The organism is Pseudomonas sp. NFACC24-1, assembly GCF_900115235.1.
In the GTDB taxonomy this organism is placed as follows: domain Bacteria; phylum Pseudomonadota; class Gammaproteobacteria; order Pseudomonadales; family Pseudomonadaceae; genus Aquipseudomonas; species Aquipseudomonas fluorescens_AA.
In genome coordinates, this window is sequence record NZ_FOVS01000001.1 from 226,025 (window position 1) to 242,453 (window position 16,429).

At 62.3% G+C, this 16,429-nt stretch carries 12 protein-coding genes; 6 read left to right on the forward strand and 6 right to left on the reverse strand.

All coding sequences use genetic code 11. From position 1 onward, the window contains the following. The first annotated feature begins 146 nt into the window (after positions 1-146). Both BM317_RS01160 and BM317_RS01165 read left to right on the forward strand, forming a co-directional pair. The gene (locus BM317_RS01160) at positions 147-827 is read left to right on the forward strand and encodes a heavy metal response regulator transcription factor (protein ID WP_092166573.1); all 681 of its coding nucleotides are present in this window, start codon (positions 147-149) and stop codon (positions 825-827) included. Continuing rightward, complete coding sequence (locus BM317_RS01165) at positions 824-2,182, forward strand: heavy metal sensor histidine kinase (RefSeq protein WP_092472789.1); 1,359 nt, start codon at positions 824-826, stop codon at positions 2,180-2,182. Before BM317_RS01160 ends, BM317_RS01165 begins: the two co-directional genes overlap by 4 nt. A gap of 168 nt (positions 2,183-2,350) precedes the next feature. On the opposite strand, the gene BM317_RS01170 is transcribed toward BM317_RS01165, so the two are convergent. The 3 genes from BM317_RS01170 to BM317_RS01180 all read right to left on the reverse strand — a co-directional run bounded on the left by BM317_RS01170 (position 2,351) and on the right by BM317_RS01180 (position 5,600). Next, on the reverse strand, positions 2,351-3,595 hold the full coding sequence (locus BM317_RS01170; RefSeq protein WP_092166575.1) for a lipoprotein-releasing ABC transporter permease subunit: 1,245 nt from the start codon (positions 3,593-3,595) through the stop codon (positions 2,351-2,353). Positions 3,596-3,658: 63 nt separating this feature from the next. Further along, a complete protein-coding gene (gene lolD / locus BM317_RS01175) occupies positions 3,659-4,342 on the reverse strand; it encodes a lipoprotein-releasing ABC transporter ATP-binding protein LolD (RefSeq protein WP_162843734.1) in 684 nt (227 codons plus the stop codon). Between the two features lie 7 nt (positions 4,343-4,349). Beyond that, positions 4,350-5,600, reverse strand: a complete 1,251-nt coding sequence (locus tag BM317_RS01180) for a lipoprotein-releasing ABC transporter permease subunit (RefSeq protein ID WP_092472791.1) — start codon at positions 5,598-5,600, stop codon at positions 4,350-4,352. Positions 5,601-5,694: 94 nt separating this feature from the next. On the opposite strand from BM317_RS01180, the gene BM317_RS01185 reads away from it, so the two are divergent. After that, positions 5,695-6,291 (forward strand): PilZ domain-containing protein, encoded by a 597-nt coding sequence (locus tag BM317_RS01185; RefSeq protein WP_092166587.1) that lies wholly within the window; start codon positions 5,695-5,697, stop codon positions 6,289-6,291. After that, positions 6,288-7,010 carry a glycerophosphodiester phosphodiesterase gene (locus BM317_RS01190; RefSeq protein WP_092166589.1) on the forward strand — a complete coding sequence of 241 codons (723 nt, stop codon included), beginning with the start codon at positions 6,288-6,290 and terminating at the stop codon, positions 7,008-7,010. Before BM317_RS01185 ends, BM317_RS01190 begins: the two co-directional genes overlap by 4 nt. Before the next feature lie 42 nt (positions 7,011-7,052). On the opposite strand, the gene sthA is transcribed toward BM317_RS01190, so the two are convergent. Further along, entirely contained in the window at positions 7,053-8,447 is a 1,395-nt protein-coding gene (gene sthA, locus BM317_RS01195; protein WP_003183399.1) for a Si-specific NAD(P)(+) transhydrogenase, read from the reverse strand. Between the two features lie 211 nt (positions 8,448-8,658). Beyond that, complete coding sequence (locus BM317_RS01200) at positions 8,659-9,648, reverse strand: FAD:protein FMN transferase (protein WP_092166592.1); 990 nt, start codon at positions 9,646-9,648, stop codon at positions 8,659-8,661. Between the two features lie 225 nt (positions 9,649-9,873). Here BM317_RS01200 and BM317_RS01205 point away from each other — a divergent pair, with 225 nt between their 5' ends. Then, a complete protein-coding gene (locus BM317_RS01205; protein WP_092166595.1) occupies positions 9,874-11,172 on the forward strand; it encodes an MFS transporter in 1,299 nt (432 codons plus the stop codon). A gap of 170 nt (positions 11,173-11,342) precedes the next feature. On the opposite strand, the gene BM317_RS01210 is transcribed toward BM317_RS01205, so the two are convergent. Then, a complete protein-coding gene (locus BM317_RS01210) occupies positions 11,343-12,806 on the reverse strand; it encodes a glyceraldehyde-3-phosphate dehydrogenase (protein WP_060738403.1) in 1,464 nt (487 codons plus the stop codon). Between the two features lie 168 nt (positions 12,807-12,974). On the opposite strand from BM317_RS01210, the gene mfd reads away from it, so the two are divergent. After that, positions 12,975-16,424, forward strand: coding sequence for a transcription-repair coupling factor (mfd, locus tag BM317_RS01215; protein ID WP_092472793.1), 3,450 nt, complete (start codon positions 12,975-12,977; stop codon positions 16,422-16,424). Positions 16,425-16,429: the final 5 nt, after the last annotated feature.

Below are 16,429 nucleotides of genomic sequence, written 5' to 3' on the forward strand. Positions count from 1 at the left end.
ACTCCAATCGGATTCAGCGTGTGGGAAACTCTATCGCTGCAGCCCTGCCAATCGGCTGACAGCTCGATTACAACTTTGTCAGGTTGCGCCACCAGCCCGCCTGCCACGGTATAACGCCCTCGTCCCAACCCTGTCTTGAGCCGCCCATGAAACTGCTGATCGTCGAAGACCAAACCAAAACCGGCCAATACCTGCGCCAAGGCCTGGGCGAAGCCGGATTCAACACCGACCTGGTGGCCGACGGCATCACCGGCCAGCAACTGGCCTTGAGCGGTGAGTACGCCTTGCTGATCCTCGACGTGATGTTGCCCGGCCGCGATGGCTGGCAGATCCTGCAAGCCGTCCGCGGGGCTGGCCTGGATACCCCGGTGCTGTTCCTCACCGCGCGGGACGCGGTACAGGATCGGGTCCACGGCCTGGAACTGGGGGCCGATGATTACCTGGTCAAGCCCTTTGCTTTTTCCGAGTTGCTGGCGCGGGTGCGCAGCCTGTTGCGCCGAGGCAGTTCGACGCAACAGGAAACCAGCCTGCAACTGGCCGACTTGCGCCTGGACCTGATCCGCCGTCGCGTCGAACGCAGCGGTCGACGCATCGACCTCACCGCCAAGGAGTTCGCTTTGTTGGAAATGCTCCTGCGCCGCCAGGGTGAAGTGCTGCCCAAATCGCTGATCGCGTCCCAGGTCTGGGACATGAACTTCGACAGCGACACCAACGTCATCGAAGTCGCCATCCGGCGCCTGCGCATCAAGATCGACGATGAGTTCCCCAATAAGCTCATCCACACCGTGCGGGGCATGGGGTATGTGCTTGAAGAGCGCAGCCTGTGAGGGGCCGGTGGTCGCTGAGCAGCCGCCTGGCGCTGCTGTTCGCCGCCTGCACCGCCGTGGTGTCGTTGTTTGCCGGCGTGCTGTTCAGCCGTGGCAGCGAGGCACACTTCATCGAGCTGGACCAGCAACTGCTCGAAGGCAAGCTGATCGGCCTGCGCCGCGCCCTGCAAGACCTTAACGCCGAGCAGACCCAGCGCCGACTGGAAGATGAGCTGAGCCGTCAGGCCGACCTGGCGCTGCGCATCAAAGGCAGCGATGGCGTGCGTTGGTACGACAGTTCGATCCGGATTCCGGCTCAGTTGCCGGAGCGGCCCGGCCTGTCGACCCTCAGCGATGCCGACAACGATTACCGGGTGTTGAATGCACCGCTGTATCCCGACCGAGCCGATTCACCGCAACTGACCCTGTTGCTGGACATCACCCACCACCAGCACTTCTTGCAACGCATGCAAAGGCTGATCTGGCTGACCGTCGGCCTTTCGGCCCTGGCCACCGCCCTGCTCGGTGCCTGGGCCGCCCGGCGGGCCCTGCGGCCATTGCGACGCATGGGCGCCATCGCCGGCAACGTCTCGGCCCGTTCCCTCAACGCCCGACTGCCCGAAGAGCAAATGCCCGCCGAACTGGCGGAATTGGCCCACAGTATCAACGCCATGCTCGGACGCCTCGACGATGCGTTTCAGCGGCTCTCGGCGTTCTCTGCCGACATCGCCCATGAGTTGCGCACGCCGCTGTCGAACCTGCTGACCCACACCCAGGTCACCCTCACCCGCGAACGCCCCCTGGAGGATTACCGCGAGGCGTTGCACAGCAATCTCGAAGAACTGCAATGGATGGCGCAGTTGGTCAACGACATGCTGTACTTGGCCAAGGCCGACCATGGCCTGCTGGTGCTCAATCGCGAACCGCTGCAGTTGGGCGAGGAAGTGGACGTGCTGCTGGAATTTTTCGCCCCCCTGGCCGAAGACGCCAAGGTCCGTTTGGGACGCGAGGGCGACGGCCGCATCGAAGGTGACCGCAACATGTTGCGCCGGGCGCTCTCCAACCTGCTGGACAACGCCCTGCGCTTCACCCCCGTCGACGGCGAAGTGCGGGTGCGAATGGTCGATGGGACTCAAGGCGTGAGGGTCAGCGTGGAGAACAGTGGCGAGGGGGTTCCAGCGGACTTGCTGCCGCGCCTGTTCGACCGCTTCTACCGCGCCGACCCGGCCCGCCAGGAAGGCAGCAGCGAACACGCGGGGCTTGGACTGGCCATCACCCGCTCGATCATCCGCGCCCATGGTGGGCAGATCCGTTGTGAATCGGCCGATGGCTGGACGCGGTTCCTGATCGAATTGCCGAAGGCAGGCCAGCCCTGACACAAAACCCTGTGGTGAGGGGATTTATCCCCGCTGGGCCACGAAGTGGCCCCAAGTCAGTCAATTCAATCGGCCTGATGTACCGAGCTATCAGGGCTTAGGGCTGCTTCGCAGCCCAGCGGGGATAAATCCCCTCGCCACAAGGGTCTCGCGGCCATCCCTGAGTGATCAGGAATACCGCAACGCCTGCGCCGGTTCGATCTTCGCCGCACGCCACGCCGGGTACACGGTGGCAAGGAAGCTCAGGATGAACCCGGCGGAGCAGATCAGCACGACGTCGCCACGCTGCAGCTCCGACGGCAGGTTGCTGACGAAATACACATCGGAACTGAAGATGTGCTGGCCGCTGACCCGTTCCAGCCAGCCCACCAGCGCACTGACGTTCAACGCCGCGATCACCCCCAGCACGCCACCGATGAGCGTGCCGACGACACCAATCACCGTGCCCTGGACCATGAAGATCGCCATGATCTGCCGCGGCGTGGCGCCGATGGTCCTCAGGATCGCGATGTCCGCGCCCTTGTCGTTCACCACCATGATCAGCGTGGCGATGATGTTGAACGCCGCCACCGCGACGATCATCAGCAACAGCAAGCCAATCATGGTTTTTTCCATTTTCATGGCGCTGAACAGGCTGCCCTGGGTATGAGTCCAGTCGTCAGCCTTGTAGTCCGCGCCAAGGCCGGTGGCGATGTCACCGGAGACCTTCGGCGCTGCGTACAAGTCTTTCACTGCCAGGCGCACGCTCTGCACCTGGTTCGGCTGCCAATGCTGCATCTGCGCGGCGTCGGCCAGGTGGATCAGGGCCATGGAGCCGTCCAGTTCGGCGCCGACCTTGAACACACCCACGACGTTCAAGCGCTGCATCCGCGGCGTGATGCCCCCCGGCGCGGTGCTGACTTCCGGCACGATCAACGTCAGTTTGTCACCGACATTCAAACGGAAACGCCGGGCCGTGATCTCGCCGATGACCACACCGTATTCGCCCGGCTTCAAGGCATCGAGACGCCCCTGGACGATATGCTGGGCAACAATGGACACCTTGCCTTCCTGGGCCGGATCGATGCCGCTGATCTGGATCGGCTGCATCGAACCTTTATGACTGAGCATGCCTTCCATCTCGGTAAACGGCACGGCGGCGATCACTTCAGGATTCTTCAGCGCCGCGGCGGCCACCGGCTGCCAGTCGTCGATCGGGTTCACACCGACGATCGTGGCGTGGGGCACCATGCCGAGGATGCGCGAGCTCATTTCGCGCTGGAAGCCGTTCATCACCGACAGCACCACGATCATCGCCAGCACACCCAGGGCGAGGCCGATCATCGAGGTCATGGAGATGAACGAAACAAAGCGATTGCGGCGCTTGGCGCGGGTATAGCGCGTGCCGATAAAGATCGATAACGGTCTGAACATTCGCGGGGCACCGTATGAAAATAAAAGACCCGACACTGTTTCCAAGTGTCGGGTTTCGGTCGGTCAGATGGGCGTCAGGCAACCTTCCTGCAAGTGCAGGACGCGGTCCATCTGCCGAGCCAGGTTCATGTCGTGGGTCACCACCAGGAACGCCGTGCGCATCGAGGTGCTGAGCTCCAGCATCAAGTCCTGGATGCCTTGGGCGGTGTGGGAGTCGAGGTTGCCGGTCGGCTCATCGAGCATCACCAGACCAGGCTTGTTGACCAGGGCCCGGGCAATCGCCACACGCTGGCGCTCGCCACCGGACAGTTCGGCCGGCTTGTGTTCCAGGCGATGCCCCAGCCCAACCCGCTCCAGCAACGCCGTGGCGCGCTGACGGGCCTCGGGAATCGCCGTGCGGCCGATCAACAGCGGCATGCAGACGTTTTCCAGCGCGGTGAACTCGGGCAGCAAATGGTGGAACTGGTAGACGAAACCCAGGGAACGGTTGCGCAGCAGGCCACGGGCCTTCTCGTTCAGCGCCGACAGTTCTTCGCCGGCCAGCCAGACGCTGCCGGCGGTTGGCGTATCCAGGCCGCCCAGCAGGTTGAGCAAGGTACTTTTGCCGGACCCGGAGGTGCCGACAATCGCCACGCGCTCGCCCGGGTGCAGCTCCAGTTGCAGGCCCGACAACACCACCACCGACTCCGGGCCTTCCTCGTAGGATTTGCCCAGGTTGCGGCAGCTCAAGATTGCTTTTTCACTCATGCCCGACTCACTCATAACGTAACGCCTCCGCAGGCTGGGTGCGCGCGGCACGCCAGGCAGGATACAGGGTGGCGAGGAAACTCAGGACCAACGCGGCGCCGCAGACCATCAACACGTCATCGGACTGCAACTGCGATGGCAGGTAGTCGATGAAGTACACGTCGGCGTTGAGAAACTTGTGCCCGATCAGGCCTTCGAGGGCGGCGATCGCGGCGCTGACATTCAGTGCCGCGAACATTCCCACCAGGGCTCCCACGAACGTACCAATCACGCCGATGACCGTGCCCTGGACCATGAAGATCCGCATGATCTGCCCTGGCGTGGCACCGAGGGTGCGCAAAATCGCGATGTCGCCCTTCTTGTCGTTCACCACCATCACCAGCGTGGAAATGATGTTGAACGCCGCCACGGCGACAATCAACAACAGCAACAGGCCGATCATGGCTTTTTCCATACGGATCGCCTGGTACAGGTTGCCGTGGGTGCGAGTCCAGTCCCGGGCGTAGTAGCGGTCTTCGCCAAGCTGCTGGGCGATGGTCCAGGCCACACGCGGGGCCTGGAACAAGTCATCGAACTTCAACCGCAGGCCCTGGACCTGATCCGGTTTCCAGCGATGCAGACGGGCCAGGTCCTGGAGGTTGGTGACCCCCAGGTAACCGTCCAGCTCGCCGGCGCCGACATGGAAGATGCCGACCACGGTAAAGCGTTTCATGCGCGGGAACATGCCGCCCGGGGTCACGGTGACCTCCGGGGCGACGAAGGTCAGCTTGTCGCCGATGGCCACGCCGAGCTTGGCCGCGGCCTTGTCGCCGATGACGATACCGAAGCTGCCGGGCGCCAGGTCGTCGAGTTTGCCCTGCTGCATGAAGTTATCGATGATCGACACCTGCCGCTCGAGCCCGGGGTCGATGCCATTGAGCAACACCTTGGACACCTTGCCGTCGTTGGTCAGCAACCCCTGCATCTGGATGAATGGCGCCGCGGCCAGCACCTGCGGGTTCTGCTTGACCTTGGCGGCCAGGCTCGGCCAATCGCTGATGGCTTCGCCGGTTTCCAGGGTCGCGTGGGGCACCATGCCCAGCACGCGGGTGCGCATCTCATGGTCGAAACCATTCATCACCGAGAGCACGACGATCATCACGACCACGCCAAGGGCCAGTCCGATGATGGACGTCAGGGAAATGAACGATACGAAATGATTGCGACGCTTTGCACGGGTATAACGCGTGCCGATAAATACGAAGAGAGGTCTGAACATGTCGGGGCTTGTTCGGAGGGAAAAGGAACGTCCTTGTGGCGGGGGTCACAAACCAGCTTTACACTCAGACCACCGCCGCTACCATGGGTTCGCCATGTCGACATTAGATGAAGAAGATCGCCGCGAATACTACCGTATCGAGGACACGATCGCACTGGAAATTCGGCCCCTCTCCATTCCTGAAGCTGCTGGCCAGGAAGTGTTGCAGGATGCTTCTCCACTGTTCAATCTGCTCAGTGAACTGCACCTGAGCGAATTCGAGTCACAGCACCTGCTGCGCCAGATCAGCGAGCGCGAACGCAGCGTCGCGGCGTACCTCAAGGCGATGAACAAACGCATCGACCTGCTCAGCCAGGTCATTGCCCTGACGGTGCTCGGCGAAATCGGCGAACCGCAGCCGGTGATCATTTCCGAAGGTGGCGTCGACTTCCAATACCCCACCCCAATCGCCGTCGGCGCCCACTTGTCGATCAAGCTGGTGCTGATGCCCCAGGCCCTCGGCTTGCTGCTGCGAGCGCGGGTCACCCACTGTGACCCCAAGAGCGACGGCTACGACGTGGGCACCGAGTTCGAACGCCCCACCGACGCCCAGCGCCAGTTGCTGGCCCGCTACATCCTGCAGAAACAGGCGCAAGAACGGCGCCTGGCCCGGGAACTGACCGAATCAGGTATCAATAAGGAAGAACCGTGACCCTCATTTATGGCCACCGCGGCGCCAAGGGCGAAGCGCCGGAAAACACCCTGACCGGTTTTCAGGAGTGCCTCAAGCACGGCGTACGCCGTTGCGAACTGGACCTGCATCTTTCGATGGACGGCGAGTTGATGGTCATCCACGACCCGACCCTCAAGCGCACCACGGACCGCCGCGGAAAGGTGGTGGAACATTCCGCCGCCGAGCTGGCGACCTACGATGCGCGCAAGGGTGGCCCGGGCTGGATCAAGCCGTGCCCGATCCCACGCCTGGAGGAGCTGTTCGAGAAGTGTGATTTCGAGCACTGGCAACTGGAGGTCAAGAGTGCTTCGCGCACCCGCGCTGCGGCCACGGTGCTGGGCATCCGCGAAATGGCCCAGCGTTTCGGGCTGCTGGACAAGATCACCATCACGTCCAGTTCCCGGGAAGTGCTCAAGGCGGCCCTGGACCTGACCCCGGATATCTCCCGCGGACTGGTGGCCGAATACGCCTGGCTCGACCCGTTGAAGGTCGCCCAGAGCTACGGCTGCGAGATTCTGGCGCTGAACTGGACCCTATGCACGCCGGAACGCCTGATCAAGGCGCAGCGCCAGGGGCTGCATGTGTCGGTGTGGACCGTCAACGAGCCCGCGCTGATGCGCAGGCTCGCCGACTTTGGCGCTGACAGCCTGATTACAGACTTTCCCGGTTTGGCCACTGCCACCCTCGGGAAGGGCTGAAATCGGTCTCCCCGGCCGGCTCAGGCCACCGGCCGGAGCCGCTCAAAAAAGCCGGTTGAGCCCGTCATAGGCCGCTACCCGATAGGCTTCGGCCATGGTCGGGTAGTTGAACGTGGTGTTGACGAAGTACTTCAGCGTGTTCAGCTCGCCCGGCTGGTTCATGATCGCCTGGCCGATGTGCACGATCTCCGACGCCTGGTAGCCGAAGCAGTGCACACCCAGCACTTCCAGGGTCTCGCGATGGAACAGGATCTTCAGCATGCCTTGCGGCTCGCCGGCGATCTGCGCGCGCGCCATGCTCTTGAAGAACGCCTTGCCCACTTCGTACGGCACCTTGGCCTGGGTCAGTTCCTGCTCGTTCTTGCCGATCGAGCTGATTTCCGGAATGGTGTAGATGCCGGTCGGCACGTCGTTGACGAAGCGCCAGCTGCCGTTGTCGACAATGCTGCCGGCGGCCGAGCGGCCCTGGTCGTGGGCGGCACTGGCCAGGCTCGGCCAGCCGATCACGTCACCGGCACCATAGATGTTCGGCACGCAGGTGCGGTAGTTCTCGTCGACTTCGATCTGGCCGCGGCTGTTGACCTTCACGCCGATGTTTTCCAGGCCCAGGGTGTCGGTGTTGCCGGTACGGCCGTTGCACCAGAGCAAGGCGTCGGCCTTGATCTTCTTGCCGGACTTGAGGTGCAGGATCACGCCATTGTCGACGCCTTCGACCCGGTCGTAGTCTTCATTGTGGCGCACGGTGATGTTGTTGTTGCTGAAGTGATAGCTCAGGGCCTGGGAGATTTCCGAGTCCAGGAAGCTCAACAACTGGCCGCGGTTATCCACCAGTTCCACCAGCACACCCAGGCCGCTGAAGATCGAGGCGTATTCGCAACCGATCACGCCGGCACCGTAGACGATGAGCTTACGCGGGGTGTGACCCAGGCTCAGGATGGTGTCGCTATCGTAGATCCGCGCATGGTTGAAATCGATGTCGGCCGGGCGATAGGGGCGCGAACCGGTGGCGATGATGATGTGCTTGGCCACCAGCTTCTCGACCACGCCATTGCCGCAGACCACTTCCACAGTCTGCTCGTCGGCAAAGCTGCCCGTGCCGAAGAATACGTCCACACGGTTGCGGGCGTAGTAGCCGGTGCGCGAGGCCACTTGCTTGGAGATCACCTTCTCGGCGCTCTTGAGCACGTCCGGGAAGGAGAACCAGCGCGGCTCGCCGATGGCCCGGAACATCGGGTTGGTGTTGAACTGCATGATCTGCCGGACCGAGTGACGCAAGGCCTTGGACGGGATGGTACCCAAGTGGGTGCAGTTGCCGCCGACCTGCCGACGGCTGTCGACCATCGCCACCTTGCGCCCTGCCTTGGCCGCGTTCATTGCCGCGCCTTCCCCCGCCGGGCCGGAACCCAGTACCACCACGTCGTAGTTGTAGACAGCCATGCGTACTCCTCAGAACAGGCCGCGACGCCTCACTAGGCATCGACGGCTAAATCATGCCGGCCTGCGGCATGAAGGAACAATTTTGGGCCGGTTCACGAGCCCGGCCACAGTCTATAGAAGCGTCAACGCCGCGCACATTACCCCTTGGTCGCGTCGTAGGCTAGTTTTGCCTGCGCTATTTCGCCACAGGTGACCTTTCAGGGCGCTGTCATCATTGAGGTTTTCCGCCCGTCATCCGTTCAAATGCTTCATTGGTGCGAACGACGAAACGGTCATTGTCCCGCAATACGAAAAATACCCCGACGCCCTGTTTCTGGGCATAGTCCCAACCCCGTTCAGGGCCGAGAATCAGCAACAGCGTCGATAGTCCATCGGCCATCAGCGCCGAAGGATGAATCACCGTGACTGACGCCAGGTTATGTAGGACCGGCGCACCAGTACGTGCATCAAAGGTGTGGGAATAACGCTGACCGCCCTGTTCGAAATAATGACGGTAGTCACCCGAGGTGGAAACGCCGTAGCCGTTGACCTCGATGACACGCTCCGCCACTTGCCGGTCATCCCGGGGCTCTTCCAGGGCGATGCGCCAGGCCGAACCATCGGGTTTGCGCCCAACCGCCTTGAGCTCCCCGGTGGCTTCGGCCAGGTAACTGTCGATGCCCAGGGCCTGGAGCCTGGCGGCGATCCGGTCGACGGCATAACCGGCGGCGATGCTGTTGAAGTCGACTTCCACCGCAGCGTCCTTGCACAACCGGTCGCCGTCGATGCGCAAATGACCATGCCCGACGCGCTGTCGCACCTGGGCCAAGGCTTGCGTGGTCGGCACTTTCTCTTCTCGGGATTGGGGACCGAAGCCCCACAGGTTCAGCAGCGGCTCCACTGTCAAATCGAACGAGCCGTCGCTTTGAATGGATAACTGTTCACCGACCCGAATCAATTCGAGGACCGGCCCCGGCATGACCTGGCAGCTATTGGCCGGTAATGCATTGAAACGCTCAATGTCCGAGTCACTGCGATAGGTCGAGAATTGCCGATCCACTTCGGCAAGGATGTTTTCCACCTCGACCTGCACCGTTTTCAGCGCGGGCCCGGCCGAATGCCTGACGTACTGAATGGAATAATGGCTGCCCATGGTCGGGCCATCGAAACGTTCCAGGGTGTCGCCGCCGCCACAACCGGACAACACGCCGGCCAGCACCACAAGCTTTCCCCACCGTCCAGTTAACAAATCTTCATCTCCCCTCAAAACCGCGCCGGCCATTATGAGCTTCAGCGCGTGCATGCGCGAACCTGTGGGAGCGAGCTTGCTCGCGATGGCGGTGCGTCAGCCACATCGATGCTGGTTGATCCACCGCTATCGCGAGCAAGCTCGCTCCCACAGGGTGCAGCGCTTTCATACAAGATTTGTCATAGTGAGTACCTACCCATGCCTTCCACCACAAGCAACGGCAAGGCGATTTTTCGCGTTGTCAGCGGCAACTTCCTGGAGATGTTCGACTTCATGGTCTACGGCTTCTACGCCACGGCCATCGCCAAGACGTTCTTCCCCGCCGACAGTGCATTCGCCTCGCTGATGCTGTCCCTGGCCACGTTCGGTGCCGGGTTCCTGATGCGTCCCCTGGGGGCGATTTTCCTTGGTGCCTACATCGACCGCCACGGCCGCCGCAAAGGCTTGATCATCACCCTGGCGATGATGGCCATGGGCACCATACTGATCGCCTGCGTGCCAGGCTACGCCGTCCTCGGCGTGACGGCCCCCTTGCTGGTGCTGCTGGGCCGATTGCTGCAAGGCTTCTCCGCGGGCGTGGAGCTGGGCGGTGTGTCGGTCTACCTGGCGGAAATCTCCACGCCGGGGCGCAAGGGGTTCTTTGTCAGTTGGCAATCCGCCAGCCAACAGGCGGCCGTGGTGTTTGCCGGCCTGCTGGGGGTTGGCCTCAATCACTGGCTGAGCCCCCAGGAGATGGGCGATTGGGGCTGGCGCGTACCGTTCCTGGTGGGGTGCATGATTGTCCCGGCCATCTTCATGATTCGTCGTTCGCTGGAAGAAACACCTGAATTCCAAGCAAGAAAACACCGCCCCACCCTGTCGGAAATTGTCCGCTCCATCGGTCAGAACTTTGGAATTGTCTTGGCCGGCATGGCGCTGGTGGTGATGACCACCGTGTCGTTCTACCTGATCACCGCCTACACACCGACCTTTGGCAAGGCCGAGTTGAACCTGTCGGACCTGGATGCGCTGCTGGTCACCGTGTGCATCGGCTTGTCGAATTTCTTCTGGCTGCCTGTGATGGGGGCGTTTTCCGACAAGATCGGACGCAAACCCCTGCTGCTCGGTGCGACGATCCTGGCGATCCTGACTGCCTATCCGGCGCTGTCCTGGCTGGTAGCCAACCCCAGCTTCAGCCATTTGCTGATCGTCGAGCTGTGGTTGTCGTTCCTGTACGGATCCTACAACGGTGCGATGGTGGTGGCCTTGACGGAAATCATGCCGGTTGAAGTGCGCACCACCGGTTTCTCCCTGGCCTACAGCCTGGCGACGGCAACGTTCGGCGGATTTACTCCGGCAGCCTGTACCTACCTGATCCATGTGCTCGACAACAAGGCTGCACCGGGGATATGGCTCAGTGGGGCGGCGGTGCTGGGCTTGATTGCGACCCTGGTGTTGTTCAAGGGCAATCGGCATGAATTGCGGACCGCGCAAGCTTCGATGGCGAGCGGCGCCTGATAGATTCCTTCGCGAGCAAGCCCGCTCCCACATTGGAACGCATACATCGGCAACAACTCGGTCAACTGTGGGAGCGGGCTTGCTCGCGAAGAGGCCGGGACACTCAACACAAAACCTCCAGATACAAAAACGCCCCGACAAGTCGGGGCGTTTTCACAAGCGGCTAAGGCTTAGCGCGGGAACGCTGGCGGGTTTACCCCGGCCATGTCTTCCATCACGCGAACCACCTGGCAGCTGTAACCGAACTCATTGTCGTACCAGACGTACAGGACAACGCGGTTGTCTTGGCTGATGGTGGCCTCGGCATCCACGACACCGGCGTGGCGCGAGCCCACGAAGTCGGTGGAGACCACTTCCTGGGAATTGACGAAGTCGATCTGCTTGTGCAGATCGGAGTGCAGCGCCATGTAGCGCAGGTACTCGTTCATCTCTTCACGGGTGGCGGCTTTCTCAAGGTTCAGGTTGAGAATCGCCATCGACACGTTCGGCGTCGGCACGCGGATCGCATTGCCGGTCAGCTTGCCGGCCAGTTCAGGCAGGGCCTTGGCGGCGGCGGTGGCGGCACCGGTCTCGGTGATGACCATGTTCAGCGCGGCACTGCGGCCACGGCGATCGCCCTTGTGGAAGTTGTCGATCAGGTTCTGGTCGTTGGTGTACGAGTGAACCGTTTCGACGTGACCGTTGACGATGCCGAACTTGTCGTTCACGGCCTTGAGCACCGGCACGATGGCGTTGGTAGTGCAAGAGGCGGCGGAAACGATCTTGTCGTCAGCGGTGATGTCGCCGTGGTTGATGCCGTGAACGATGTTCTTCAGCTTGCCCTTGCCTGGCGCGGTCAGGACAACGCGGTCGACACCCGGGCAAGCCAGGTGCTGGCCCAGGCCTTCGGCGTCACGCCATACACCGGTGTTGTCCACCAGCAGCGCATCCTTGATACCGTACTGGGTGTAGTCAACCTCGGTCGGGTTCTTCGCGTAGATCACCTGGATCAGGTTGCCGTTGGCGGTGATGGTGTTGTTTTCTTCGTCGATGGTGATAGTGCCGTTGAACGAACCATGGACCGAGTCACGGCGCAGCAGGCTGGCACGCTTGGTCAGGTCGTTCTCGGCGCCCTTGCGCACCACGATGGCCCGCAGGCGCAGGCCGTCGCCACCACCGGTCTTTTCAATCAGGATGCGCGCCAGCAGACGGCCGATACGACCGAAGCCGTACAGGACCACGTCAGTGCCTTTGCGAGCCGAAACGTTCTGCTGGCCAACCACATCAGCCATCTCTTCACGAACGAACTGCTCGGCGCTACGGCCATTGCCTTCGTTGCGGAACTTGAACGCCAACTTGCCCAGGTCCACCGACGCCGCGCCGAGCTTGAGCTCGCTCATGGCCTTGAGCAGTGGGAATGTTTCGTGGACGGAGAGTTCGCTGTCGTCGGAAGAACGGTGGCGAGCAAAGCGGTGGGCTTTGAGGATCGCGATGACAGACTGGTTGATCAGGCTGCGGCCATAGATCGAGCTCACCACGTTGTTATTGCGGTAGAGCTGACCGATGAGAGGGATCATCGCTTCGGCGAGCGCTTCACGATCAATCCATTCACCAAGACACTGGTCGGGCTTCTGAGTCACGGTAACCTTCCACATGTAGGGGCTGAAAAAAGGGGCTACATTATGCCGCCGAGTCCTCGGCGGAGCAATGCGCGCCCGTCGCGCCGTGGTTTTCCTGCCGGCCTGGGTAGTCTGCGACTGACAGCAGCCCCCTTCCCCCGCTACAATTGTCGACTTTGTCGCAATGCTGGAGCTCAATCTTCCGTGCCCGTTCTGCGTCTTCCGCTTCTCCCTGCCGCGGCAGGTAAACAGCACTGGGGCAATCTGCCCGGTGCCGCCCTGAGCCTGGCCATCGCCGAGGCTGCCAGCGCTGCAAAGCGTTTTACCCTGCTACTGACCGCCGACAGCCAAAGCGCCGAACGGTTGGAACAGGAGCTGAGTTTTTTCGCTCCGGATTTGCCGGTCTTGCATTTCCCGGACTGGGAAACCCTGCCCTACGATCTGTTTTCACCGCACCAGGACATCATTTCCCAGCGAATCGCCAGCCTTTATCGGCTGCCGGAGCTCAGTCATGGCGTTTTGGTAGTGCCGATCACCACGGCCCTACATCGCCTGGCCCCGACCCAATTCCTGCTCGGCAGCAGCCTGGTGCTGGACATCGGCCAGAAGCTCGACGTCGAGCAAATGCGCACTCGCCTCGAGGCCAGTGGCTATCGTTGCGTCGACACGGTGTACGAGCACGGCGAGTTCGCGGTGCGTGGCGCCTTGATCGACCTGTTCCCGATGGGCAGCAAACTGCCCTATCGCATCGACCTGTTCGATGACGAAATCGAGACCCTGCGCACCTTCGACCCGGAAAACCAGCGCTCCATCGACAAAGTGCAGTCGATCCGCCTGTTGCCGGCCAAGGAGTTCCCGCTGCAGAAAGACGCCGTGACCCGTTTCAAGGCGCGCTTTCGCGAGCGCTTCGATGTGGATTTCCGCCGCTGCCCGATCTTCCAGGACCTGAGCAGCGGGATCACCCCCGCCGGTATCGAGTATTACCTGCCGCTGTTTTTCGAAGAAACCTCCACCCTGTTCGATTACCTGCCCCAGGACACCCAGGTGTTTTCCCTGCCGGGCATCGAGCAGGCAGCGGAAAACTTCTGGAACGACGTGCGCAACCGCTACGAAGAGCGTCGCGTCGACCCTTCCCGGCCTTTATTACCGCCGGCCGAACTGTTCCTGCCGGTGGAAGACTGCTTTGCCCGCCTCAAGAGCTGGCCGCGGGTGGTGGCAAGCCAGCAGGACGTGGAAACCGGCGTCGGCCGTGAACGCTTCCCGGCCAAGGCGTTGCCGGACCTGGCCATCGAAGCCAAGGCCACGCAGCCATTGGCGGCACTGGCGAGCTTCCTCGACGCATTCCCCGGTCGCGTCCTGTTCACCGCCGAATCCGCGGGGCGTCGCGAAGTGCTGTTGGAACTGCTCGAACGCCTGAAGCTGCGGCCGAAGACAGTGGACAGTTGGCCGGACTTCATCGCCGGCAAGGATCGCCTGGCGATCACCATCGCGCCGTTGAACGACGGCCTGGTCCTGGATGACCCGGCCCTGGCACTGGTGGCGGAAAGTCCTTTGTTCGGCCAGCGCGTCATGCAGCGCCGCCGTCGCGAGAAACGCGCCGACGCCGCCAACGACGCCGTCATCAAGAACCTCACCGAGCTGCGCGAAGGCGCGCCGGTGGTGCACATCGACCACGGCGTGGGCCGCTACCTGGGCCTGGCGACACTGGAAATCGACAACCAGGCAGCCGAGTTCCTGACCCTGGAATACGCCGAGGGCGCCAAGCTCTACGTGCCGGTGGCGAACCTGCACCTGATCGCCCGCTACACCGGCAGCGACGACGCCCTCGCCCCACTGCATCGCCTGGGCTCGGAAACGTGGCAGAAAGCCAAGCGCAAGGCGGCCGAACAGGTGCGCGACGTGGCCGCCGAACTGCTGGACATTTACGCCCGTCGCGCCGCCCGCGAGGGCTACGCCTTCGCCGATCCGAAAGCCGACTACGAAACCTTCAGCGCCGGTTTCCCGTTCGAAGAAACCGTCGACCAGCAGACCACCATCGAAGCCGTGCGCGCCGACATGCTCGCGCCCAAGCCCATGGACCGACTGGTGTGCGGCGACGTGGGCTTCGGCAAGACCGAAGTGGCGATGCGCGCCGCGTTCATTGCCGTGCACGGTGGCAAGCAGGTGGCGATCCTGGTCCCCACCACCCTGCTCGCCCAGCAGCACTACAACAGTTTCCGCGACCGCTTCGCCGACTGGCCGGTGACCGTGGAAGTGATGAGCCGCTTCAAATCCACCAAGGAAGTGAACGCCGCCGTGGCCGAACTGGCCGAGGGCAAGATCGACATCGTCATCGGCACGCACAAGCTGCTGCAGGACGACGTGAAGATCAAGAACCTGGGGCTGGTGATCATCGACGAAGAACACCGTTTTGGCGTGCGCCAGAAAGAACAGCTCAAGGCCCTGCGCAGCGAAGTCGACATCCTGACCCTGACCGCCACGCCGATCCCCCGCACGCTGAACATGGCGGTGTCGGGCATGCGCGACCTGTCGATCATCGCCACGCCGCCGGCCCGGCGCCTGTCGGTGCGCACCTTTGTCATGGAGCAGAACAAAAGCACGGTCAAGGAAGCCTTGCTGCGCGAGCTGCTGCGTGGTGGCCAGGTCTATTACCTGCACAACGACGTGAAGACCATCGAGAAATGCGCCGCCGACCTGGCCGAACTGGTGCCGGAAGCGCGCATCGGCATCGGCCACGGGCAGATGCGCGAACGTGAACTCGAACAGGTGATGAGCGACTTCTACCACAAACGCTTCAACGTGCTGATCGCCTCGACCATCATCGAGACCGGCATCGACGTACCGAGCGCCAACACCATCATCATCGAGCGCGCCGACAAATTCGGCCTGGCCCAACTGCACCAGTTGCGCGGCCGGGTCGGTCGTAGCCACCACCAGGCCTATGCCTACCTGTTGACGCCACCGCGCCAGCAAATCACCCCGGATGCGGAAAAGCGCCTGGAAGCCATCGCCAACACCCAGGACCTCGGCGCCGGCTTCGTGCTGGCCACCAACGACCTGGAAATCCGTGGCGCCGGCGAATTGCTCGGCGACGGCCAGAGCGGCCAGATCCAGGCCGTCGGCTTCACCCTGTACATGGAAATGCTCGAACGCGCGGTCAAGTCGATCCGCAAGGGCGAACAGCCGAACCTCGATCAACCCCTGGGCGGCGGACCGGAAATCAATCTGCGCGTGCCGGCGTTGATCCCGGAAGACTACCTGCCGGACGTCCACGCGCGACTGATTCTCTACAAACGCATTGCCTCGGCCAGCGACGAGGAAGGCCTCAAGGACCTGCAGGTGGAGATGATCGACCGCTTCGGCCTGCTGCCGGAACCGACCAAGAACTTGGTGCGCACCACGCTGCTCAAGCTCAAGGCCGAGCAACTGGGCATCAAGAAAGTCGATGGCGGCCCCAACGGCGGCCGGATCGAGTTCGAAGCCCAGACTCCGGTCGACCCGCTGGTGCTGATCAAGTTGATCCAAGGCCAGCCCAAACGCTACAAATTCGAAGGGGCCACGATGTTCAAATTCATGGTGCCCATGGAACGCGCGGAAGAGCGTTTCAATACCGTAGAGGCGCTGTTCGAGCGCCTCACTCCGACCACTGCTTGAAGGAC

Bases quoted from the DNA above. Each gene is read 5' to 3' on its own strand.
- BM317_RS01160 (WP_092166573.1), top strand. From the start codon at position 147: ATGAAACTGCTGATCGTCGAAGACCAAACCAAAACCGGCCAATACCTG.
- BM317_RS01170 (WP_092166575.1), bottom strand. From the start codon at position 3,595: ATGTTCAGACCGTTATCGATCTTTATCGGCACGCGCTATACCCGCGCC.
- lolD (WP_162843734.1), bottom strand. From the start codon at position 4,342: ATGAGTGAAAAAGCAATCTTGAGCTGCCGCAACCTGGGCAAATCCTAC.
- BM317_RS01180 (WP_092472791.1), bottom strand. From the start codon at position 5,600: ATGTTCAGACCTCTCTTCGTATTTATCGGCACGCGTTATACCCGTGCA.
- BM317_RS01185 (WP_092166587.1), top strand. From the start codon at position 5,695: ATGTCGACATTAGATGAAGAAGATCGCCGCGAATACTACCGTATCGAG.
- sthA (WP_003183399.1), bottom strand. From the start codon at position 8,447: ATGGCTGTCTACAACTACGACGTGGTGGTACTGGGTTCCGGCCCGGCG.
- BM317_RS01205 (WP_092166595.1), top strand. From the start codon at position 9,874: ATGCCTTCCACCACAAGCAACGGCAAGGCGATTTTTCGCGTTGTCAGC.
- BM317_RS01210 (WP_060738403.1), bottom strand. From the start codon at position 12,806: ATGTGGAAGGTTACCGTGACTCAGAAGCCCGACCAGTGTCTTGGTGAA.